The following is a 21,884-nucleotide window of genomic DNA, read 5'->3' as shown; positions in this document are numbered from 1 at the left end:
GGCGAGCTTGCCGGACTGGCCGGCGTAGGCCGCCTTCAGCACATAGGCGCCGGCCTCGATCCCGATCCGCTTGGCGGCGCGGTCGGCGAGCGGCGCCTCGTGGCGCAGCGCCTTCAAGAGGCGGCGCACCCCAAAGCCGTTCTGCGCCGAGCCGAAGAACACGGGCACAATCAGCCCCTCGTTCATCTCGCGCACCAGATCGGCGAAGACCGCGTCGCGGCTCGGCGTCACGTCGGAAAGCAGCTGCTCCAGGAGCTCGTCGTCGAAGTCGGCGATCTGCTCGAGCATGTGGAAGCGGGCCTGCGCCTCGGCGTCCCGCAGGTCGCCCGGGATATCTACCTGGGTCGAGGGCTCGCCTGGCCGGTAGACGAAGGCGCGCTCCAGCGCGAGATCGATGAAGCCCGAGACCTTCTCGCCGTCCCAGGTCGGGATCTGGCGGGCGACCAGCGGCGCGGTGCTGACCGGGGCCAGCGCGGCCAGCAGGTCGGAGAGCGAGCCTCGGGCCAGGTCCATCTTGTTGATGAACAGCGCGTGCGGCACGCCCAGCCGCTCCAGCTCGCGCAGCGTCGGCTGCAGCAGGGCGGCCTTGGCCGGATCGGGCTCGGCCACAACCACGGCAAGGTCCACCGCCGGCAGGGCGGCGTCGAGGTCGGCGCAGAATTCCAGGGAGCCGGGACAGTCGACGACCGAATAGCGGTCGCCCATGAAGTCGAAGCCGGCGAGGTTGAGCTCCACCGAGTGGCCGCGGGCGCGCGCCTCGGGACTGCTGTCGCCGACCTTCTCGCCACCGACCCGCCGATCGACGGCGCCGGTGACCTGCAGCAGGGCTTCCATCAAGGTGGTCTTGCCGCTGCTGGTGGGGCCCACGAGCGCCAGAGCGCGCACGGACCCCGCTGTCTGGATTGGCATGGTCGCGTCTCCCATCACCTTTGGGCGCCAGGGACGCGGTCGCGCGGAGGCGATGCTTCCATGGCGCGGTTTTGGGTCGGTCGCGGACCGTTTCAGGGGCTCGCGCCGCCCTGATGGGGAAAGCCTACGCCCCGAGTTCTGTCGGAGTCTACATCACGAATCGGTGCGCGGACGCGGCGGCTAGAGCCGCACCGACTTCACCGCGCTCGCCACGGCGGGGAAGGTGTCGGCGGCCTTGATCAGCAGTCCCAGGCCTGAGACGCCCAGCAGGATGAAGGTCACCCGCCGGAAGTTCACGTCGGACAGCGAGTGATAGAGCTTCACGCCCAGGAGCGTGCAGGGCAGCACCACCGGCACGGTGATCGCCACCAGCAGCCAGTAGTTGGGGCCGAAGGTCTCGGGCTTCTGCAGGGCGAGCAGCGAGATCGAGAGCAGCTGCAGGACGAAGATGTAGGGCTGGACGATGGCGCGGGCCTCGCGCTTGGGCACGTGGCGCAGGCCGTTCCAGACCACGACCGCTGCGCCCGGAAAGGCGGTGAAACCGCCGATGACCCCGCCGGACATGCCAACCAGCGACGAGGCCAGCCAGCCCCCCTGCACCGTGGCGCGCGCACCGTGTGGGCGCGCCAGGGAATAGCCGGCGTAGATCACCAGAAAGCCGCCGAACACCAGCATCAGGTCGGTGGTCGGCAGGGAGCTCAGGATCGCCAGACCCACCGGCACGCCGATCAGTCCGCCCAGCAGATAGGGCGCCGGGCCATCGGGCCACCAGTGCTTGATCGGCGCCATGTCCGCCTTCAGCTGGCGCAGCGACATGATCTGGTTGGCCGCCGACAAGGTCATCAGCAGCGGCACGCCGAGCTTGGGCGGCAGGAAGATCAGGCAGAGCGCGCCGATCGCCGAGAATCCGAAGCCGGACAGTCCGCTCATCAGCGCCGACGCCGCCAGGATCGCCACGAGCAGGGCGATGGTCGTGGGGGGAAAGCCAGCCAACAGCAATGCGCACCTCAAGGATTTACTGGCCGTCCGGGCCTGGGCGCGGACGGGCGGTCTTCCTTCTAGGCCAGGGCGGCGAGCGGCTGCAGGCGAGGGTTATGGATCGGCGCGCGGAGAGGGCTTTGGCGCTGCCTGTCGCCCAGATTCTGACCAGTCTGCTCTCACGGGCGCCCTCAATCGGACATTCCCGGTTCGGCGAGTCGGCCCCTCCAGCGCGGAGGTCTGGGACGCCCCCAAAAAGCAAATGGGGCCGAGCCTCGCGACTCGGCCCCACCGGCCATTCTTAAGCGAGGGCGACCTCAGAAGGTGAAGGTGATCCGCCCGTAGTAGTAGCCGCCGTTGATCCCGAACGGGGAGTACTGCAGCGGCTCGCCATAAACGTTGTTGCCGTCGGCCGGGCGGACGCCGCCGGCGCCGTTGGAGACGTTCGGCATGGCCGGCGGATGGTGGTCGAACAGGTTGTTCGCGCCCACCGCCAACTTCAGGTCCTCGCGGATCGCATAGTCGACCTCGAGGTCGGTGATGCTGGTGACCGGGATGCGCGTCTTGACGCCGCCGTTGCCGGTGCCGTCGAGGCTGTAGCGTTCCGAGGTCTCCCCGAAGACCGTGTCGCGCAGGTTGGCGCTCCACTTGCCCAGCGTCCAATAGGCGCCGGCCACCACCTTCTCCCGCGGCACCGCCGTGGTGAGCGTGTCGACGGCGTTGGGGCCGAGCAGCACCGTCTGGCCGATCGCGACCGAGGTCACGGCGGCCGGCAGCGGGAACTGCTTGGTGAGCGTGGTCTTGTTGTAGTTGACGCCCAGCGACCAATCGACGTGGCCCATGTCGCCAAAGTCCGAGGCGTAGTTGGCGGTCAGCTCGGCGCCGTCGGTGCGGGTGTTGGCGCCGTTGGTGAAGACGCTGATGCCGACGTAGGTCACGCCCGGATCCAGAACATTGCCGTGGGCGGCGATGGCCTTGAGGACGCCGGGAGACACGACCGTGCCGTTGTTCAGGCCGAGCAGGGTGCCGGTGGCCACGATGCGGTTGCGGATCTCGATCTGATAGGCATCGAGGGTGATCTGCAGGCCTTCCGCCGGGTGGGCGACGAAGCCGACGCTGTAGTTGGTGGATTTCTCAGGCTTCAGCGGCGAGAAGCCGGCGAGCGCCGCGGCCGGCGAGTTGGCCGGCAGCTGCACCACCGCGAAGGTCGGGGCGACGTTGGTGGCCGAATAGAACTCCTCGGCCTGCGTCGGGGCCCGGAAGCCGTTCGAGATCGTGCCGCGCAGCGCGAACATCGGGCTGAAGTCGTAGCGGGCGGTCAGCTTGCCGACCGTCGCGCTGCCGAAGTCGTTGTAGTGCTCGTAGCGGCCGGCGGCGTCGATCTTGAGGCCCGCGACCGGGGTGAGCGCGACGTCCACGTAGCCCGCGTAGTTGGTGCGGGTGTGGGTGGCGGCGTCCGTGGCCTGGAAACCGGGATAGGACTGGCCGCCTTCCTTGTAGGTCGAGAGCGGATCGCCCTGGCCGATGGTGAACTTGCTCTGGCGGCTTTCGGCGCCCAGCGCGAGGTTCATCGGCGCGGCCATGCCCACGTCGAAGGTGCGGTCGAGGTCCAGCGTCGTGGTCCATTCCGACGAGGCGAAGGCGCCATCGTAGAAGTTGCGCGGCGTCTGGCCGGTGTCGGCGAACAGCGAGGCGTTGGCCGAATTGATGGTCGAGACGTCATCATGGTCGCGGCCATAGGTGGTCGAGAGGTCCCAATTCCAGTCGGCCGCCTTGCCGCGGATGCCGCCGGTCAGCGCGTAGTCGTCCTCGACGATCTGCTCGCGCGGCGAGAAGCCGTGCGGGAAGGGCACGGTCGTGACGGCGCCCACCGTGCGGGTCACCTTGCTGGGCAGGCGGAAGTTCTCGAAGGCCGAGGCCTTGCGGTGGCCATAGCTGCCCATGCTGTAGGCTTCGATCCCGTCACCGAGATCGTAGCCGGCGTTGTAGAAGGCGTCGTAGGTGTTGGACTGAGTGTCGCCGTAGATGTTGTTGACGTTCGGCGAGCCGGCGGCTCCGGGCAGACCGGCCTTGTCGATGGCGCTGTCGCCGGCCGCGATCGAGCCGTCGAGGTTGAACACCCGCCGGTCCGCGCCGCCCTGACGGCTGAAGCCGTGGTAGCGCTGCTCGATCGTGGTGTTGATGTAGCCCTTGTCGCCGAGCGCGAAGCCGTTGTTCAGCGACCAGGCGGCGGTGTCGCCGTCGCCTTCATAGTATTGGCCGCCGGTCAGGCTGGCGGCGCCGCCGGAATTGGCGGTCTTCAGGATGATGTTCACGACGCCGGCGATGGCGTCGGAGCCGTACTGGGCCGCCGCGCCATCGGTGAGGACTTCGACGTGGTCGATCGAGCCCACCGGGATGAAGCTGAGGTCGGCGGTCGCCGCGCCCTGGAAGGAGCTGGGGTCGACGTGAAGGTTGGCGGTCGGGTGACGGCGCTTGCCGTTCACCAGCACCAGGGTGTCGTTGGGATTGAGGCCGCGCAGCGCGGCCGACAGCGTCAGCGCCGCGGTGTCCGCCGCATAGCCTTCCGCATTGAAGGACGGCAGGTTCTGCGACAGGGCCTGGATCAGGTCCGGCTGTCCCACCCGCTTCAGCGCAAGCGCGCCCACGACCTGGACCGGCGCGGCGCTGTCCTCGGCCTTAACACCCGTGACGCGAGTGCCGGTCACGATCACTTCCGAGACCCCGGTCGCGGCGTCCGCCGCAGCTTCGGCCGCCACCGCGGCCGACGAAATGAGCGTCGCCAAAGCGATGACGCTCGCGCTCATGTATAAGTTTTTCATAAGTTTCGTTCCCCAAACTTTCCGAGGCAGCCGTCCCCAGCCTCGGTGTCCCGATGACAAGCGGACACTGAGCCGACAGGCTGAACTGTCCATGCGCCGTCGCCTGGATTTGACGATTTTGTGCAAAATAGTCTGTGGACACTGTAAAACCGCCACAGCGACGCCACGGAAACCAGAGCTGTTTGCCTGAATATTGCGCGATCTGTGCCTATTTTTCAGACAATCCGGTTCATCGAGCGATGGTCGCTGACGATTCGCCGCTACCTTGCCGTGTGATCAGCCCCGCCAGCCCTCAAGCGCCGGGCCCAGCGCCGTCTTCAGCGGCTCCAGCCAGGGCTCGTAGGCGCGCCATTGGTCGAGCCCCTGGCGGAAGATCGGCCGGCGCACCTGCTCGGAGCTCACTGTCCGCACGGCGCGGCCGTTGTCGTAGAACGCCAGGCAGCCCGCCTCGAACGGCAGGCCGCAATAGTCCAGCAGCCGGCGGACCTCGCGCTCGGTGTCCTCGATCAGGTCCTCGTAGATCAGCCGATGGACGCGCCCGGGCAGGACGGCGTCGAAGTGGCCCATCAGCTCCACGTAGTCGCGATAGTAGCGGCCGATGTCGGCGAGGTCGTAGGAGAAGGCCTGGCCCTGGGCGAAGTGCTGCTTGAATGCCGAGAACCCCGATCCCAGTGGATGGCGGCGGGCGTCGATGATTCGGGCGTGCGGCAGGATCAGCTGGATCAGGCCCACATGCAGGAAGTTGTTGGGCATCTTGTCGATGAAGCGGTCGCGGCCGAGCTTCCGGTGGATGCGGGTCGCCTGGACATAGCCATCGCCCAGGGCAGTGAGTTCCGTCTCGCACAACCGCCCGACAGCCTCGGGGTAGTTGGGCGCGAAGCCGCGGGCGATGAGGCCGATGTCCGGCAGCTCCATGGTGCCCTCGACCCGGCTGTGGCTGGCCAGGATCTGCTCGATGAGCGTCGAGCCCGAGCGCGGCAGGCCGACGATGAAGATCGGCGCTGCGCTGGAGGATCCGGCGGTCGCCCGCTCGGCGAAGAAATCCGCGGAATAGAGCGCCTTGGCGCGGCGCACATGATCGGTCAGCTCACGCGCGTCATAGGGGACTTCGGCGCGCCGCAGGACCGCGCCCTTGGCGTAGTGCCTGAAGGCGCCGGCCGCCTCGGCGCGATCCTCCAGCGCCTTGCCAAGCGCGTAATGCAGGTGCAGCCGGTCGTCGGCCTCGAGGCCCGCGCGGGAAAGCGCCGTCTGCATGGCGGCCACGTCGCCGTCGGTCAGGCCGCCGACCTTCAGATTGGCCAGGCTCCAGTAGGCGTCGCCCAAGGCCGGGGCGAGGGCCAGGCACTGGCGGTAGGCGGCTACGGCCTCGTCCCGGCGGCCTACGGCGCGAAGGGTGTGGCCGTAGTTCAGCCAAAGCCTCGGCTGTTTCGGATAGTCGGCCAGCAGGCGATCGTAGAGGGAGATGACCCGGGCGTCCTCGCCGACCAGGGCCAGGCACGCGGCCAGCAGGTTGAGGTAGGCCGGGTCGTCCGGCCGCCGGGCCAGCAGGCCTTCGACCAGCGGGATCGCCTCGGCGGCCTTCTGCTGGCGGAAGAGGGCGTCGGCGAGGCTGAACCGCGCCCCGTCGTGCTGCGGGTCCAGTTCAAGACAGCGGGAGAACAGCACCTCGGCGTCGGGATAGCGTCCCTGACGCAGATGGGCCTCGGCCAGCAGGCGGGTCGCGGCGCCGTCGTTCAGGCGCGCCGCGAGATAGGGGCGCAGCAGCGCCTCGGCCTCGACGAACCGGCCGCCGTAGAGCGCGCGCGCCGCGGGCTTTAGGGCGGGCTCGGTGACGGCGGCGATGCGGTGCTCCGCATAGGCCGCGTCCGCACCCGCGATGTCGCCGGCCTTGAAGGCCAGGTCGCCCAGCGCCCGCCAGGCGTCGGCGAGATCTGGGTTCAGGCGGACGGCGTGACGCAGGGCCCCAGCTGCATCGCCAGCCTCGCCCAGGTCGGTCAGCGCCAGCCCCAGCTCGTAGTGGGTGTTGGCGGCGTTCGGCCAGGCTCGCGCCAAGGGCGCCAGCAAGGTCTTCGCGCCGGCGGCGTCCCCCAGCCGGCGTTTGGCGGAGGCCAGGATCAGCAGGGCGCGCGGGTCCTTCGGCGCGGCGGCCAGCACGCGCTCGGCTTCGCGGCCAGCCTGCCGCGGATCGCTCGCCAGCAGGGCGGCGGCGCGCGCGATGACCGCGGCCGGCGATCCGGCGCCGGCGTCACTCATGTCGGGAGCATCTTCTCATCGGGTTCGCGACTCCGGCCCCACACGAACGAGGCCGGGAGGAGGTTAGCCTCCGCCCGGCCCCACCGTCGCCCTGGAAAGACGCCGCCGTCTAGAAGCTGACGGTCAGGCGTCCGTAGTAGTAGCCCCCGTTTATACCCCAGGGCGTGAAGCCGATCGGCGAGTTCCAGACGTTGCTGCCGTTCGCTGGCTTGTTGAGGCCGGCGAGGTTGGGGACGGTCGGCGCCTTCTTGTCGAAGAGGTTGTTCGCGCCGACTTCGACCTTGGCCCAGTCTGTGACCTTGTAGCCCACGGTCAGGTCGGTGATCGCCGAGACGGGCACCTTCAGGTCCGTGGTGATGTTGCTGGTCGTCGTCAGTTCTGAGGTCTCGCCATAGACCGTCTCGCGCAGGTTCACGCTCCACTTGCTGAGCGTCCAGTAGGCGTTGCCCACGAACTTCTCCCGCGGCGTGGCCGTGGTGAGCGCGGAGAGCGCACTGGGCGTCAGCAGGGTGTTCTGGGTGATGATCGTCGGCGCCGCGGAGAAGTCGGCGGCCGGCAGGGCGGCGACCCCGGTGACGGAGGTTTTGTTATAGTTCAGACCTCCGGTCCAATCGACGTGGCCGTATTCGCCGAAGTCGGAGGCGTAGTTGACGGTCAATTCGGCGCCCTGGGTGCGGGTGTTCACGCCGTTGGTGAAGACCGCGATGCCGGCGTAGGAAATGCCGCTGTCGAGCGTGTTGCCGTGCGCCGTAATGGCGTTCAGCACCGCCTGCGAGATCACGTGGTTCACGCCGCCGCTGACATCGGAGCCGAAGATCAGCCCGGTGACGACGATGCGGTTGCGAATGTCGATCTGATAGGCGTCGAAGCTGATCTGCAGGCCTTCGATCGGGTGGGCGACGAAGCCGACGCTGTAGTTCGTCGACTTCTCGGGCTTCAGCGGCGTGAAGCCCGCGATGCTCGCCGAGAGCGAGTTCGGCGGCAGCTGCACCTCAGCGAAGGACGGTGAGACGTTGGTGCCCGAGTAGTACTCCTCGGCGAGCGTCGGGGCGCGGAAGCCGTTGGAGATGGTGCCGCGGATGGCGATCATCGGGCTGAAGTCGTAGCGGCCGGTCAGCTTGCCGACCGTGGCGTCGCCGAAGTCGCTGTAGTGCGAATAGCGGCCCGCCACGTCGAGGTGCAGGTTCTCGATCGGGTCCGCAGCCACATCGACATAGCCGGCATAGTCGCGCCGGGTGTGCCGCCCGGCGTTGGAGGGATCATAGCCGGTAAAGGACTGGGCGCCGGCGCCGAAGTAGGAGGAGGGCTCGCCGGCGGTCAGTTCGAAGGTGTTTTCCCGGGTCTCGGCGCCGAAGGCGAGGACCAGCGGCTTGGCCATGCCGGCCTCGATGTTCTTCACGATGTCGAGGTTGGTCGTCCATTCGCTGTTGATGAAGGACCCGTCGTAGAAATCACGCTGCGGGGCGATCGGCGTCGCCGAGACCGCAGCCAGGACCGGGAACAGTTGGGCATTGGCCGAGCCGTCGGTGGAGATCGCGTCGCGGTCGCGGCCATAGGTGGTCGACAGGTCCCAGTTCCAGCCGTCGATCGAGCCCTTGATGCCGCCGGTGAAGGAGAAGTCGTCCTCCGCCAGCACCTCGACCGGATCGAAGCCGGCCGGGAAGGGGAAGTACTTCACGCCGGTCGAGGTCGTGCCGCTGACCTTGCTGGGCACGCGCAGGTTCTCATAGGACGAGGCGTTGCGGTGGCTGTAGCTGCCGAAGCTGTAGGCCTCGATGCCGCCGCCCAGGTCGTACCCGGCGTTGTAGAAGAAGTTGTAGAGGTTGTAGGCCGGGTCGCCGTTGATGAAATTGACTTTCGGCGCGCCGGGAGCGTTGGCCACGCCGGCGTCGACGGCGCTGTCGGTGGCCAGCAGCTTGCCGGTGATGTCGTAGAGACGCCGGTCCGGGCCGCCCTGGATGCTATGCTCGTGGTAGCGTTCCTCGAGCGTGAAGTTCACGAAGCCATGGTCGCCGATCTTGCTGCCGTCGTTGAACGACCAGGCCCCGGTCTTGCCGCCATTTTCATAGTACTGCCCCCCGGTCGCCGAGAGCGAGCCGCCGTTGTCGTTGCTCTTCAGGATGATGTTGACGACGCCGGCGATGGCGTCGGAGCCGTACTGGGCCGCCGCGCCGTCCTGCAGGACTTCGATGTGGTCGATCGAGCCGATCGGGATCAGGCCGAGGTCGGCCGCCGCCGAGCCGGAATAGGGGCTGCCGCCGTCGACCGCCAGGTTGCCGGTGCCGTGGCGGCGCTTGCCGTTCACCAGCACCAGGGTGTCGTTCGGGCTGACGCCGCGCAGGGCGGCTGAGAGCGTCAGGTTGGCGGCGTCGCCGCCGAAGCCTTGTGCGTTGAAGGAGGGCAGGTTCTGGGCGATGGCCTGCATCAGGTCCGTCTGGGCGACCTGTTTCAAGGCGGTGGCGCCCAGCACCTGGATCGGCGCCGGACTGTCGGCCGCCTTCATGCCGGTGGCGCGTGTGCCGGTGACGATCAGCTCGTCGACAGACGATGTATCGGCCGCGGCCGCCATGGCCGCCGTCGACGTCATAGCAGAAAGTGCGATCAGGCTTACGCCTACGAATAGTTTGTTCACGTCATGACCCCCGTTTTTTTATGGTGGCCCGACCGAACGTTTCTCCCCGCCGGTTTCTTTGTTGTCCTTGAGAGTGGCGGGGTGTGTGGCCCTGTCTACGGCGCGATGCTCAAGACAACAGGCGATGACTGAAATCGCGCTGAACGACCGCAAACCGCTTCTTGCGGCGCCTGCAAATATTACAGTCCCGAGACAGCGGATCGCACCGAACGGCTCATTTCTTGGGCGCCGCGCGCGGCTTTTGACACTCGTGCGCAAATAAAACCGAGGCGCCGACGCCACGAGAGCTCGAAATGAACTGAAGACCGCGCCAGGGCGACCTCAGCCGGTGAGGAGAATGCTCAGGCGTCGGCGATCAAGGCGCGGATCGAGCGCAGCTCGTCGGCGGCGCCTGGCCGGCCGGCGCGGGCAAAGGCCATCAGCTCCTCAACGGCGCGCAGGGTGCGGCTGGGCGTCGGCGGGCGTCCGCCGCGGCGGCGGTTGAGGCGCAGCGCCCGCTGCTTCAGGACCGTGCGCAGGTTTGTCTCGTCGAGCCAGGCGGCCAGCCGCTGCCGCAGGTCCCAGTCGGAGCCGTGGGCCTGCGCCTTGACCTTGGCGACCACGCCGCTCTCGTGGGCGAAGGCGATCAACGCCCGCGCTTCTGAAGCGCAGCGCTTGAGGGTGGTGGCGGGAATCTTCCGCTCCTGGGCGACTTCCGCCGCGGCGGCGTCGAACTGGGCGGGGTCGGCGGGCTCGGTCAGCTCAAGGAAAAGCGCCAGTTCAGCGATGTCCTTGGCGAAGCTACGGCCTTGATTGGCCGGCCCGCCGACCAAGGCCGGCTGGTCGGCGCGCGACTGCGATTTTTCCATTCTACGCCACACCAAGAGTTCAGTTTCTGCACGGACGTTACGTGCGGAACGGCATAAAATCCATATAAAATTTTTCGCCGCCGACGAGCGTTCAGGCGGGGCTGGAGCGCCAGGTTTCCGGCGGGGCCGGATAGGCCTCCAGCACATCGCCGAGACCCTCGATCAACGGTCCCAGCCAGGGCTGGAAATGCCGCCAATGGTCGCTGGCGCCGGTGAAGATGGGCTGGCGGACCTGCTCGGAACTGGCCGTCCGCACCGCCCGCGGGTTCTCGTAGAACCGCAGGCAGGCGTCCTCGAACGCAAGGCCGCAATAGCCCAGCAGGCGCCGCACCTGGCCTTCCGGGTCGGCGACCAGTTCTTCGTAGATCGCCCGGTGGACACGGCCGGGCAGAACCGCGTCGAAATGGGCCATCAGCTCCACATAGTCGCGGTAATACCGCGCGAGGTCGGCGAGGCTGTAGGCGAAGGGTTGGCCGATCGCGAAATGCTGCTTGAAGGCGGAGAAGCAGCAGCCGACCGGGTGACGCCGCGCATCGACGATCCTGGCGTTGGGCAGGATCAGTTGGATCAGGCCGATGTGCGCGAAGTTGTTCGGCGTCTTGTCGATGAACAGCGGGGCCGAGGTCTTCCGGTACATGGCCACGCGCTGGAGGTATTCCTCGCCGAGCGCGGCGAGTTCGCCGGCCGGCAGGGCCGCCAGCACATCGGGATAGGCGCCCTCCGACGGCCGCTTCGGATGGCCAGCCAGACGGTCGGCCAGGACCTCGATGTCCGGCAGTTCCTGGGTGCCCTCGACCTGGCTGTGGCTGGCCAGGATCTGCTCGATGAGCGTGGAGCCGGAGCGCGGCAGACCGACGATGAAGATCGGGTCGGGACGCGGCGAGCCCTGGCCGGCATGGCCCGCGAAGAAGCTCGCGCTCAACAGCGCCTTGCTGCGGGCGACCTGGCCCCTGGTCTCGTCGGGGTCGTAGTCGAGATCCGCGCGGCGCAGCGCATTGCCGTCAGCGTAGTGCGCGAAGGCGCGGGCGTAGTCCTGAGCGTCTTCATAGGCCTTGCCGAGCGCGAACTGCAGGTGAAAGCGGTCTTCGTCGTCCAGCCCGGGCTCCGCCAGCTCGCGCTCCATCGCCGCGGTATCGTCAGGGCCAAAGGCGATGGTCTTGAGGTTGGCGAGGCTCCACCAGGCTTCTCCCAACGCTGGGCGCAGACGCACGCTCTCACGGTAGGCGGCGACCGCGTCGGCCTGCCGGCCCAGGGTCTTCAGCGCATGGCCATAGGCCATCCAGGTCAGCGCCAGGTCGGGATGCGCCTGCAGCACGCCGTGGTAGGCGATGGCCGCCTGGGCGAACTCGCCGGCCCGCATGAGGGCGGCGGCGCGGATCTGCCGGTAGACCGGATGGCTTGCATCTGCGGCCAGCAGGATGTCGGCCTGGGCAAGGGTCTCAAGGGTCTTGCCCTGCTGATGGAGGGCGATCGCGTAGGCGCAGCGGGCGGCGGCCGTGCCGGGCGCGGCGGCCAGGCTCTGGGCGAGCAGGCGCTCGGCGTCGTTGTGGCGGCCGCTGCGCGCCGCGAGATCGGCGAACATGGCCAGCGCGCGGGGTTCATTCGGGCGTTTGACGAGGATGGCGCGCAGCAGGCGGTGGGCGTCCACCGGTTCGCCGTCGCAGAGCGCGTCGGCCGCCGCGATCAGCTCCGGATCGGTGAGCGCCGCGCGGATCTGGCACGCATAGGCCCGGTCCGCGCCTGGGCCATCGCCCTCCAGCCGCAGCCGGTCGCCGAGCGCGCCCCAGCCGCGGGCGTCACGCCGGTCCGGCTCAAGACCCGCCTGGGCTGCGCTCATTGTGACTCATAGCCGAAGCGCTCCACCCACGGCGCGAGCTTGGGCAGGGCCGGGGCCAGCTGCTGGTGGTAGCGCCGCCACTGGCCGACGCCCTCGGCGCTGAGGCCGCCCGCCAGTTGCGCGCCGGAGGGCGTGGCGATGCCGCGGTCGCGGGTGCGCTCGGCGAAGCCGCGCATAGCGTCGGTCCAAGACAGGCCGAGGAACTGGCACACCGCGCCCACCACCGCATCGAAATCCGCGATCAGCGCCTCGTGCCGCACCACGTGGGTGCGCGCGCCCAGCGCGGGCTCCAACAGCGCCGCGATCCTCATGGCCGCGTCGTAGTAGCCGGCCGCGCCGGGGAGCGTCAGGAGCTGATAAGCCGAGCCGCTCATTGCGAAGCGGCGGCGGTAGCAGCTCAGCACCACGTCCCGCGGGTCGCGTTGCGCGAAGAGGATCTTGGCGTCGGGAAACAGCCTGGCGATCAGCGGCAGCTTGAGCGTGTTCAGCGGGTGCTTGTCGACGAAGAGCTTGCCGGCGACCTCAGCGCCCTCGGCGCGGACCCGCTCCCAATAGGCGGCGCGGAGCGGCGCGAGCTCGCGCTCGTCGGCTTGCGCCAGGCGGTGCAGATCGTCCGGCGCGCCTAAGAAGGCGCGCATGGCGTCGGTGAGGGTTTCGCGTTCCTCAAGGGCCTCGACCGCGGGGTGGCTCGCCAGCACCTGTTCCAGGAGCGTCGTGCCGGAGCGCGGAAAGCCCAGCAAGAAGACATGACCCGGGGCGCTGTCGGGCGCGGCTTCGGCCTCAGTTCGGCGCTGGGCTCGCCAGGCGTCGGGGCCGATTTCGTCGAGCCGTTCGATCATCTGTTGGGCAAAGGCGAGCGCGCTGGGCTGGCCGTAGGATGGCGCATAGGCGCGCCACAGGCCCATGTTGCAGGCGGCGTAGGCCGTGAAGGCCTCGGCGATGCGATCCTGGGCGTCGAGCGTGTCGCCCAGCAGGCCTTGGGCGATGGCCAGCTGCTGGGCGGTGAGCCGCGGGTCGGCGATCACGGCTTCGAGCCGCGCCTGGGCGGCCGGCGCATCGCCTGCGGCCAGTTCGGCGGCGGCGACGACGTTGACGGCGTCGGGAAAGCCCGGCTGGGCGGTCAACACCCGCTCAGCCAGGCCGCGGGCTTCGGCATGGGCGCCGCGGCGGCTCATGAGGTTGGCGAGGCCGGCCATCGCGCCGAGACTTTCAGGCTGCAGCTCGAGGGCGCGACGGAAGGCGGCGTCGGCCTCGGTCAGGCGGCCCAGCGCCTCCAGGGCGCCGCCCCGCGCCGTATGGGCGCCGTCGAAGGTCGGCGCGGCGGCCACGGCGCGGTCGAACTGGGCCAGCGCCTCGGCGTGGCGCTCCAGGCGGTTGAGCGTCAGGCCAAGCGCGTTGCGGGCGGCCGCGTCATTGGGCGCGAGAGCCACGGCGCGTTCCAGCAACGCCACGGCGTCATCGAACCGTTGCTCCTGCTCGCACTTCAGAGCGGCCAGATTGAAGATCACCGGATGCTCGACGCCGGCCGCGACGGCGCGCTCCGCAAGCTGGCTCGCGAGGTCGTAGTTTCGCGCATCGACCGCGGCGCGGATTTCGGCGAAGGCGGCGGCGTTCGGCCTGGCCGCCGGCGCCGTGGCGCCCACGCTGAGCTTGATCGGGCCGGTCTTCCAGCTGGTCAACGCCATGTCCTCTAGGATCGAACCCGGCCTACGCTCTCTGATTAGCCGATGTCGCGGGCAGGGCGCAAAAGAAGAGGGCGGCGGATCGCTCCGCCGCCCCCGATAGCCAGTTGAACTGACGCGCTTAGAAGTCGGCGCTCAGACCGACGAACACGAAGCGGCCCAGCGTATCGTAGACCTGCGCGTAGGTGCCGCCGTTGCAGAAGCCGACCGGGCAGTTGGACGAGCCGGTGATCGGCGGGTCCTTGTCGAACACGTTGTTCACGCCAACCCGGAAGTTCAGGTTGTTGTGGACCGTGAAGTTCGCCGTCAGGTCGATGTAGTTGCGCGCCCCGAAGGTCCGGTCGCTTTCGTACTGGATGCCCGGGTTGTTCAGCTGCGGGTTGGCGTTGTAGGCGTCCAGCGTGACCTTGCCGAAGTAGCGCCACTGAACGGAGAAGCTCGCCGACTTGAGCCAGTCGCCATACGACCACGGCGTGTTCCAGGTCAGACGAGCCTTGTGGCGCCATTCCGGAGCCGGGACGCCGCAGACCGTGCCATAGAGACCCTTACAGTCGTAGCTCGGGCCGCCCGGCAGGGGCTGGGTGATCAGGCTGTCGAGCCAGGTGCCCACCATGGTGACGTTCAGGCTGCCGTTGTCGCCAAGACCGATCGCCGACAGGTCCGTGCGGTACGACGCATTGAAGTCGACACCGGTGGTCTTCAGCGAACCGGTGTTCAGGGTGGTGTCCTGCACGAAGCCGGTCGGGTCGAGGAACAGCGAGTTGTTGCCGGGCTCGCGGTGAATCAGGCTGCAGAAGCTTGAGTTCGCGCCGGTGATGCACTGATTGAGGATCAGGTTTTCGCCGACGGTCCCGATGAACGAGTTCACCTTGATGTTGAAGTAGTCGACCGACAGGTTCAGGCCCGGCGCGAAGCTCGGCTGCCACACGATGCCACCGGTATAGGTGTCGGCGGTTTCCGGCTTCAGGTTGGGGTTGCCGCCGACCTGGCCGTTGTACTGGTTGGCCGGGTTCTTCTCGATGGCCAGGACTTGCGCCGTGGTCAGATGGAAGACGCTGGCGCAGGTGGCGACCAGCGGGTTGGCGGCCGTCAGGCCGGCGCAGGGGTCGGTGGTGCCGTCGAGCACCACGTTCTGCGGTGCGAACAGGTCGATCACGCTCGGCGCGCGCACGGCGCGGTTGTAGCCGCCCCGAACCCGCAGGCCGTCGATGATCTCCCAGTCGCCCGACACCTTGTAGGTGTTGGTGTCGCCGATCGAGGAGTAGTCGGAGAACCGGTAGCCCAACTCGGCCGAGACCGACTTGGCGAAGGGCATATCGCTGATGAGCGGGATGCGCGCTTCGCCGAACAGCTCGTAGACGTCGAAGCCGCCGTTGACCGGCGGGGCCGCCGCGCCATTGCCGTCCACCAGGCCGTTGGCCGAGAGGAAGTCGGCGACGCTGTCGAGGTGCTCACGGCGATATTCGCCGCCGAACGCCACGCCCACGCCTTCCGAAGCCCAGGGGCTCTTGATCCCGTAGTCGCCGAGCTTGCCGGTGAAGGCGATGCTGACAACGCGCTCCTGGGTGTTGCCCTGGGCGAAGCTGTTGGCGTTCAGGAAGTTGAGCGCCGCGGGCGAGATGAAGTGCGCGGTGAAGATGTTCAGCGGCACGCAGCCCGCGTCGGCGCCGGGGGCGCACTGCGGACCGGTCGGCGTCTGAACGACGTTCAGAGCCTGCTGGATGCGGTTCGAGTTGAAGTTGCCGGTCTGCTCTTGCGAGAAGAAGACCGACCCGTACTGCATGTAGCCGTCGTAGTTCCAGTTCTTGCCCAGGTCGCCCTTCAGGCCGATGACGATCCGGTAGTCCTGGTGTCGCAGGTCGGTCTGGCGGCCCTGAGCTTCGGCCGACTGCAGGCGGCGCGCGACCGTGCCGGTGAAGGTCCCGGTCGGGTTGGCCGCGCAGGTGGCGCCTGTGGTGGACGGCAACAGGCCGGCTTCCTGGGCGCTGAGCAGCGGGTTGGCGCAGTTGATCGAGAAGGTGCCGGCGAAGATGCCGCCGGCGGCGATCTGGGCGGTCGAACGGTCGTCCATGAACATGGCGTCCATGTAGGCGTCGGCCCAGGGCGCGATCTCGTAGTGGGCGAAGGCGCCAAGGTTGTAGCGCTCGTCCGGACGCACGAAGTAGTTCTGCGGCCCGAAGTTGAACACGTCGGCGCTGGTCCGCGGCCGGAAGGTGTTGAAGGTGGTCGGGTCGACCAGGAAGCTGCCGACGCGGGCCGGGAAGGCCGTGCCGGAGCCGCCGCAGCCGAATTCGGCGAAGGTCGGCGTACCGGAGTTCAGCGTGCAGGAGCTGAAGTCGCGGGCGCCTTCCAGGATCGGGTTGTTCTGGCGATAGGCGGCGTAGGCGGTGACGTTGCCTTTGCCGTCCGGCGCGTTGGCGCCGATGATCAGGGTGACTTCCGACCCCTCACCGTCCCAGATGTTGTGCTGCGGCAGGGCGAACTGGCTCGGATCGCTGGCGTGCGCCGCATTGTTGCGGACCACGGCCTGGATGGCGTCTTCATGCTGGTCGTGCTGGTAGCCCGAGTACTGGGCGTCGATCCGCACGCCTTCGAAGTTCTTCAGCATGATGAAGTTGACGACGCCGGCCACGGCGTCGGCGCCGTAGGTCGCCGAGGCGCCGCCCGTCAGCACGTCGACCCGCTCGACCAGGGCCGAGGGGATGAAGTTGAGGTCGGCGGCGGGGTCAGTCGGGTCGCCCGGCATCAGGCGGCGGCTGTCGACCAGCACCAGGGTGCGGGACGAACCCAGGCCACGCAGGTTGACCGTGGCGGCGCCGGTGGAGCCGTTGGAGATCGACGAGCCCTGACCGGCGAACACCTGCGGCAGGGAGTTGGTGATGTCTTCGATCCGGGTGACGCCCTGGGCCTTGATGTCGGCGTTGCCGATGGTCGTCACCGGCGCGATCGAGGTCAGGTTCGGCGACGGGATGCGCGTGCCGGTCACGACGATTTCGGAGACTTCACCCGACGTGGTGTCAGCCGCGGCGGCGGCGGCCTGGGTCGCGGAAAGGCCGAGGAAGGCCGCCCCGCAGATCATCGATGAGGCCAGCAGGCGCTCCCGAGTGTTTCGAATTTTCAAGGTCTAAATCCTCCAGCGGTCGACCGATGACGGCGGATCCGCTCCCCAACAATTGCCAACCCAGGACCACATTTGGCCCCGATTATTGCGGAGTTAGCTTCGACTAGAGTTTTGGGTCAACGCGCTTTGCGAAGTCTTCCGCCATCCGATTGCCAATATGTCGCATAATGGCCACATAACTGCCGAGACGCCGAGCGCCGGCACGCAAACACTCGTATGAAATGTGGCGCCGCAACATAGAATATGGCGAACGCCGGTAGCCCGCGCAGCTTGGCTGTGCCGGATCGGGTGGCGTTATCTCGATAACCACAACTTGCCGATGCTTCGCTGAATATTCTAATGCATTAGAACATAACGAATATGTCACGAAGTAGAATGCGTCGGCCGTTTGAGCGGTTTTCGATCTCTATTGGCCGAACGGTCAGAATGCCGGCGAGTTCCACAGAATTTACGGCGTTTGCGTTCTGGAGATTCAGGCGGGCGAGCCATCAGTGACTGGACAGGCGCCACCCTAACGCGCGTTTCACCTGCGGCAGGCTGCCGCAGGCCTGACTATTTCTCGCCCTGACCGGGTGGGCCGCTCACAGGGGCGCGCAGGCGCCTTCGAGCCATGTCCGAACCTCGGCCGGAAGCAGGGGGCCGACCTCGGCCAGAACCCGCGCATGGTAGGCGTCGAGCTGGGCCGTTTCCTCCGGCGTCAGCATCGCGGCGACCACCAGACGCCGGTCGATCGGCGCCAGCGTCAGGGTCTCGAAGCCCAGCATCGGCCGCTCGCCGCCGGGAATCATCGCCGCCTCGGTGACGTACTGCAGGGTCTCGATGCGGATGCCGTAGCCGCCTTCCTTGTAGTAGCCGGGCTCGTTGGAGACGATCATCCCGGGCTTCAACGGGACCATGTTGGGCGCCTTGGCGATCCGGTGCGGCCCCTCGTGCACGCCCAGGTAGGAGCCGACGCCGTGGCCGGTGCCGTGGTCGTAGTCCAGCCCATGCGCCCAGAGCGCCACGCGGGCCAGCGCGTCCAGGGCCGAGCCGGTCGTGCCGGCCGGAAAGCGCACCCGGGCCAGCGCCAGATGGCCCTTCAGCACCAGCGTGAAGCGCTCGCACATCTCGGCCGTCGGCTCGCCGATGGCGACGGTGCGGGTGACGTCGGTGGTGCCGTCCAGGTACTGGGCGCCCGAATCGACCAGCAGCAGGGAGCCCTTTTCCGTGCGCTTGTTGAGTCGTTGCGTGGGCCGGTAGTGGACGATCGCGCCATTGGAGGCGGCGCCGGCGATGGTGTCGAAGGAGAGGTCTTTCAGCGCGCCGGTTTCCTCGCGGAAGGCCTCCAGCTTGGAGACCGCCTCGATCTCGTCCGGCGGGTTGATCTGGCCTTCGGTGGCGACCCAATGCAGGAAGCGCGTCAGCGCCGCGCCGTCGCGGACGTGGGCGCGCTTGGTCCCGGCGATCTCCACCGGATTTTTGCAGGCCCGGGGCATGACACAGGGGTCGTCGCCGCGCTGGGCCGTGGCCCCGGCGCCCGCCAGCGCCTCGAAGTACCAGGACGACGAGACGGCCGGATCGACCAGCACCTGCTGGCCGCGCAGTTCGGCGAGCGCCTGGGGCAGATCGGGCGGCGTCTCCAGCCGCACCTCATTGCCGAGCCAGGCCGGCAGGTCCGGCGTCACCTTGGCGGGATCGAGGAACAGCCGCGCCGAGCCATCGGCGTTCAGGATCGCCTGGCCGAGCGGCAGGGGCGAGCGGATGACGTCGCCGCCGCGGATATTGAACAGCCAGGCGATGGAGGCCGGCGCGGTGATCACCGCGGACTGAGCGCCCCGCGCGGCCAGGCCTTCCCCCAGCCGGTGGCGCTTGGAGGCCGAATCTTCGCCGGCGTACTGCAAGGGATGCGGCACGACAGGAGCGGCCGGCTGTGGCGGTCGCGCCTGGCCCCAGGCGGTGTCCAGCGGGTTCGGCGTCACGGGCCGCAGTTCCGCGCCGGTCTTGGCGGCGGCGCTCCTCAGGCGGTCCAGCGCGTCGGGACTGTGCAGGCGCGGATCGTAGCCGATCACCTGGCCGCGCGCCGTGGCGGCTTCGATATAGGCCGGGACGCCGCCCTCGACGAGGTCGCGGATCTCGAAGGACCCCTGATCCACCTGGTCGCGCACCTGCAAGGTGTAGCGCCCGTCGACGAAGACCGCGGCCTTGTCCTTCAGGATCACCGCGGCGCCGGCCGAGCCGGTGAAGCCGGTCGCCCACGCAAGCCGGTCGTTGGCGGCGGGCAGGTACTCGTTCTGATGCTCGTCCTCGTGTGGGACGACGAAGCCGTCGAGGCCCTGGTCGGCCATCGCCTTGCGGATCAGCGGCACGTGCTTGGGGCCGAAGGAGCGGTCGGTGGATTCGTCAAAGGTCTGGCGCATGGCGCGGGATGTAATCCGTTTGGACCGGGCGGGCCAAGCGTGGCCATCGCTTTCGATTTATACCCGGATGAAATTGACAGGCGGCGCCTCGCGGCCTAGACGGCGGCTATGGACAAGCAGAGCCGCCGGGATGCGATCCGCGACTACAAGGACCGCAAGGTCTCCCACGGGATCTTCGCCGTGCGCTGCGCGGCGAGCGGTGAGGCCTGGATCGGTGTCGCGCCGAACGTCACTCAGATGCAGAACCGCATCTGGTTCGGTCTGCGCCAGGGCGGGCATCCGAACCGGGCCGTTCTGGCGGCCTGGCGGGCGCACGGCGAGGCTGCGTTTTCCTTCGCAGTGCTGGAAGAACTCGAGACCGAGGAGCTCGGTCCCATCGGGCGCGAGACGCTGCTGAAGGAACGCGCAGCCCATTGGCGCGCCGAGCTCGGCGCGAACAAGCTGGTTGGCTAGCGGCTTTTCGGGTCAGATGGGCGCATGCGCCGCCCGATCCTGCTTGCCGCCCTGCTCATCGCCGCCCCTGTCGTCGCCGGGCCCGCCCGCGCCGACGAGCGGGGCGCCGAGGTGAAGGCGTTCATGGAGCAGTACCTCAGCCTCTGGAACGCCCACGACGCGGCGGCGATCAACGCGCGCATCTACCGGCTCGACCCCCCGAACCCCATGGCCAGCGAGGCCGGCATCGCCGCCGAGTTCGCGCGGCTGAAGGCGCAGGGCTACGACCACTCGACCAATGCCGGCATCGAGGCCTGCCTGGTCGGGCCCGACCAGGCCCTGGCCGAGATGCGCTTCTCCCGCCTCAAGACCGATGGGACGGCCCTGCCGCCGAAGGACCGCGCGAGCCTCTATGTGCTGCGCCGATTCCCCGACGGCTGGCGGATCGTCCGGATTATCGGGATGAGCGCTTCGGCCAAGGTCTCCTGCCGCTCGGCGACGGACTAAGCCCTGCGCAGCACCAACGCTGACCAGGCGTCGCGGCGGATACGCCGCTCCAGGCGGAAGCCGCGCGAGACATAGGCCGCGGTTACCCGGCGCTCCTGGGTGCGCAGCAGGCCCGACAGGATCGCATAGCCGCCCGGCTTCAGCGCGCCCTTGATGTCCTGCGAGAGCGCCACCAGCGGCGGGGCCAGGATGTTGGCGAACACCAGATCGTAGGGCGCGGGCGCCCGGACGCGCGCTTCGTTCAGGCCGCTGGCGTGGACGAAGCGGGCCTTGGCGCGGTTCAGCTTAGCGTTCTCGTTGGCGATGCGGACGGAGGGGCTGTCGATGTCGGTGCCGAGCGCCGCCTTCGACCCTGTCCGCGCCGCGGCGATGGCCAGGACGCCGGTGCCGCAGCCCACGTCCAGCACGCGGGGGAACCGCCGGCGCTTCAGGAGTTGGTCGAAGGCCAGCAGGCAGCCGACGGTCGTGCCATGGTGACCAGTGCCGAAGGCCGCGCCCGCCTCGATGCGCAGGTTGACGGTGCTGGGCGGCGCAAGGCCCCGGTCGTGGGCGCCATAGACGAAGAAGCGGCCGGCGCGGACCGGCGGCAGGCCGGAGAGCGCCATGGCCAGCCAGTCGGCGTCGGCGAGCTTCTCGGTGACGACCCGCAGCGCCGGGAAGCCGGCCAGGGTCGAGACGAGCGCGGCCTGTTCTTCGTCGGTGGTCGGGAAGGCGTCGATCCGCCAGACGTCGTGGTCTTCGTCCTCCTCCAGGATGGAATAGGTGAGGCTCTCGGTGGCGGCTTCGGCGTCGATGGCCAGTGCGGCGGCCTCGGCCACGGCGCGCGGGCCTCTGGCGATGGTCTGAACGGCGTCGGAACTCATCCGCCGCCTCTAGCGGGCGGAAAGCCGAAAGGCGAGGGGCTTCAGCCCCGATCGGCCGGCAGGGTGTCGTCGTCGGCGGCGACGTCAGGGTCGGTGGCGGCGTGCGCGCTGCGGCCCGCGCCGCCGCTCAGCGACGGATAGACGTGGGGCTGCGGGTACGGCTCGTTGTAGGCCGCGCGGGTCAGCGTCGCGGGGGCCTCGACCGGCGCCGGATCGTCCTGCACAGCCATCCGCGCGGGCGCCGACACCGCGGCGCTTTCGGACGGCCAGGCCATGGTCTTCTTCCAGTCGGTGCCGAGCACATAGTCCGGAACCCGGCCATGATAGGCGGCCAGCGCCAGGCCGGAGTCGACCGGGTCGGCGCCGCGTTCGCCGGAGGCGGCGGCGATGATCTGGGGTCCGCCGGGCCGGTCGTCGTCGCCGAGGTGCGGTTGCATCGCGCCGCCGAGCAGCAGGCCGACGGCCAGGGCCACGGCGGCGCCGGGCAGGAACACTTTCAGATCGTCGGCGAAGAAGAGTTTCACGCGTGCTGTCCGATCTTGCGAAGAGGTCGGGCCCTACAGCGTGTGGGCGCGCGATTGGTTCAGGGCTAAGATGCCGGATC

14 protein-coding genes are annotated in these 21,884 nt (G+C 68.5%); 2 read left to right on the top strand and 12 right to left on the bottom strand.

What is annotated here, in order from left to right:
- The 10 genes from VKQ35_RS17600 to VKQ35_RS17555 all read right to left on the bottom strand — a co-directional run.
- Nucleotides 1-909, bottom strand: a 909-nt coding sequence (locus tag VKQ35_RS17600) for a GTP-binding protein (RefSeq protein ID WP_324363998.1), incomplete at its 3' end; no start/stop codon positions are given.
- Between the two features lie 180 nt (nucleotides 910-1,089).
- Nucleotides 1,090-1,902, bottom strand: coding sequence for a sulfite exporter TauE/SafE family protein (locus VKQ35_RS17595; protein WP_324363996.1), 813 nt, complete (start codon nucleotides 1,900-1,902; stop codon nucleotides 1,090-1,092).
- A 302-nt stretch (nucleotides 1,903-2,204) separates the two neighbouring features.
- Nucleotides 2,205-4,694 (bottom strand): TonB-dependent receptor, encoded by a 2,490-nt coding sequence (locus tag VKQ35_RS17590; RefSeq protein ID WP_324363994.1) that lies wholly within the window; start codon nucleotides 4,692-4,694, stop codon nucleotides 2,205-2,207.
- A 291-nt stretch (nucleotides 4,695-4,985) separates the two neighbouring features.
- Nucleotides 4,986-6,962, bottom strand: a complete 1,977-nt coding sequence (locus VKQ35_RS17585) for a tetratricopeptide repeat-containing sulfotransferase family protein (protein ID WP_324363992.1) — start codon at nucleotides 6,960-6,962, stop codon at nucleotides 4,986-4,988.
- A gap of 109 nt (nucleotides 6,963-7,071) precedes the next feature.
- Nucleotides 7,072-9,531, bottom strand: a complete 2,460-nt coding sequence (locus VKQ35_RS17580) for a TonB-dependent receptor (protein WP_324363990.1) — start codon at nucleotides 9,529-9,531, stop codon at nucleotides 7,072-7,074.
- Between the two features lie 404 nt (nucleotides 9,532-9,935).
- Nucleotides 9,936-10,442: a hypothetical protein gene (locus tag VKQ35_RS17575; RefSeq protein WP_324363988.1), complete on the bottom strand. Its 507-nt coding sequence runs from the start codon at nucleotides 10,440-10,442 to the stop codon at nucleotides 9,936-9,938.
- Nucleotides 10,443-10,533: 91 nt separating this feature from the next.
- The gene (locus VKQ35_RS17570; RefSeq protein WP_324363986.1) at nucleotides 10,534-12,279 is read right to left on the bottom strand and encodes a tetratricopeptide repeat-containing sulfotransferase family protein; all 1,746 of its coding nucleotides are present in this window, start codon (nucleotides 12,277-12,279) and stop codon (nucleotides 10,534-10,536) included.
- Nucleotides 12,276-13,964, bottom strand: coding sequence for a tetratricopeptide repeat-containing sulfotransferase family protein (locus VKQ35_RS17565; RefSeq protein WP_324363984.1), 1,689 nt, complete (start codon nucleotides 13,962-13,964; stop codon nucleotides 12,276-12,278). Before VKQ35_RS17565 ends, VKQ35_RS17570 begins: the two co-directional genes overlap by 4 nt.
- 118 nt (nucleotides 13,965-14,082) lie before the next feature.
- Nucleotides 14,083-17,082, bottom strand: coding sequence for a TonB-dependent receptor domain-containing protein (locus tag VKQ35_RS17560; RefSeq protein WP_324363982.1), 3,000 nt, complete (start codon nucleotides 17,080-17,082; stop codon nucleotides 14,083-14,085).
- A gap of 581 nt (nucleotides 17,083-17,663) precedes the next feature.
- On the bottom strand, nucleotides 17,664-19,478 hold the full coding sequence (locus VKQ35_RS17555; RefSeq protein ID WP_324363980.1) for an aminopeptidase P family protein: 1,815 nt from the start codon (nucleotides 19,476-19,478) through the stop codon (nucleotides 17,664-17,666).
- Nucleotides 19,479-19,586: 108 nt separating this feature from the next.
- Here VKQ35_RS17555 and VKQ35_RS17550 point away from each other — a divergent pair, with 108 nt between their 5' ends.
- The gene (locus VKQ35_RS17550) at nucleotides 19,587-19,931 is read left to right on the top strand and encodes a GIY-YIG nuclease family protein (RefSeq protein ID WP_324363978.1); all 345 of its coding nucleotides are present in this window, start codon (nucleotides 19,587-19,589) and stop codon (nucleotides 19,929-19,931) included.
- Between the two features lie 24 nt (nucleotides 19,932-19,955).
- Nucleotides 19,956-20,417, top strand: a complete 462-nt coding sequence (locus VKQ35_RS17545; RefSeq protein ID WP_324363976.1) for a hypothetical protein — start codon at nucleotides 19,956-19,958, stop codon at nucleotides 20,415-20,417.
- Here VKQ35_RS17545 and VKQ35_RS17540 read toward each other — a convergent pair.
- Together VKQ35_RS17540 and VKQ35_RS17535 are read right to left on the bottom strand one after the other, a co-directional pair.
- Complete coding sequence (locus tag VKQ35_RS17540; protein ID WP_324363974.1) at nucleotides 20,414-21,280, bottom strand: 50S ribosomal protein L11 methyltransferase; 867 nt, start codon at nucleotides 21,278-21,280, stop codon at nucleotides 20,414-20,416. The genes VKQ35_RS17545 and VKQ35_RS17540 overlap by 4 nt on opposite strands.
- A 41-nt stretch (nucleotides 21,281-21,321) precedes the next feature.
- Nucleotides 21,322-21,804 (bottom strand): hypothetical protein, encoded by a 483-nt coding sequence (locus tag VKQ35_RS17535; protein ID WP_324363972.1) that lies wholly within the window; start codon nucleotides 21,802-21,804, stop codon nucleotides 21,322-21,324.
- Nucleotides 21,805-21,884: the final 80 nt, after the last annotated feature.

This window comes from Phenylobacterium sp. (assembly GCF_035309685.1).
GTDB lineage: Bacteria > Pseudomonadota > Alphaproteobacteria > Caulobacterales > Caulobacteraceae > Phenylobacterium.
Note: the sequence above shows the minus strand (reverse complement) of the source record. Positions and strands in the feature narration are given on the sequence as shown.

What these genes read in the sequence shown, in the direction of transcription:
- VKQ35_RS17570 (WP_324363986.1), bottom strand. Translation starts at nt 12,279, where the DNA reads ATGAGCGCAGCCCAGGCGGGTCTTGAGCCGGACCGGCGTGACGCCCGC.
- VKQ35_RS17550 (WP_324363978.1), top strand. Translation starts at nt 19,587, where the DNA reads ATGGACAAGCAGAGCCGCCGGGATGCGATCCGCGACTACAAGGACCGC.
- VKQ35_RS17545 (WP_324363976.1), top strand. Translation starts at nt 19,956, where the DNA reads ATGCGCCGCCCGATCCTGCTTGCCGCCCTGCTCATCGCCGCCCCTGTC.
- VKQ35_RS17565 (WP_324363984.1), bottom strand. Translation starts at nt 13,964, where the DNA reads ATGGCGTTGACCAGCTGGAAGACCGGCCCGATCAAGCTCAGCGTGGGC.
- VKQ35_RS17540 (WP_324363974.1), bottom strand. Translation starts at nt 21,280, where the DNA reads ATGAGTTCCGACGCCGTTCAGACCATCGCCAGAGGCCCGCGCGCCGTG.
- VKQ35_RS17575 (WP_324363988.1), bottom strand. Translation starts at nt 10,442, where the DNA reads ATGGAAAAATCGCAGTCGCGCGCCGACCAGCCGGCCTTGGTCGGCGGG.
- VKQ35_RS17580 (WP_324363990.1), bottom strand. Translation starts at nt 9,531, where the DNA reads ATGGCGGCCGCGGCCGATACATCGTCTGTCGACGAGCTGATCGTCACC.
- VKQ35_RS17555 (WP_324363980.1), bottom strand. Translation starts at nt 19,478, where the DNA reads ATGCGCCAGACCTTTGACGAATCCACCGACCGCTCCTTCGGCCCCAAG.
- VKQ35_RS17585 (WP_324363992.1), bottom strand. Translation starts at nt 6,962, where the DNA reads ATGAGTGACGCCGGCGCCGGATCGCCGGCCGCGGTCATCGCGCGCGCC.
- VKQ35_RS17590 (WP_324363994.1), bottom strand. Translation starts at nt 4,694, where the DNA reads ATGAGCGCGAGCGTCATCGCTTTGGCGACGCTCATTTCGTCGGCCGCG.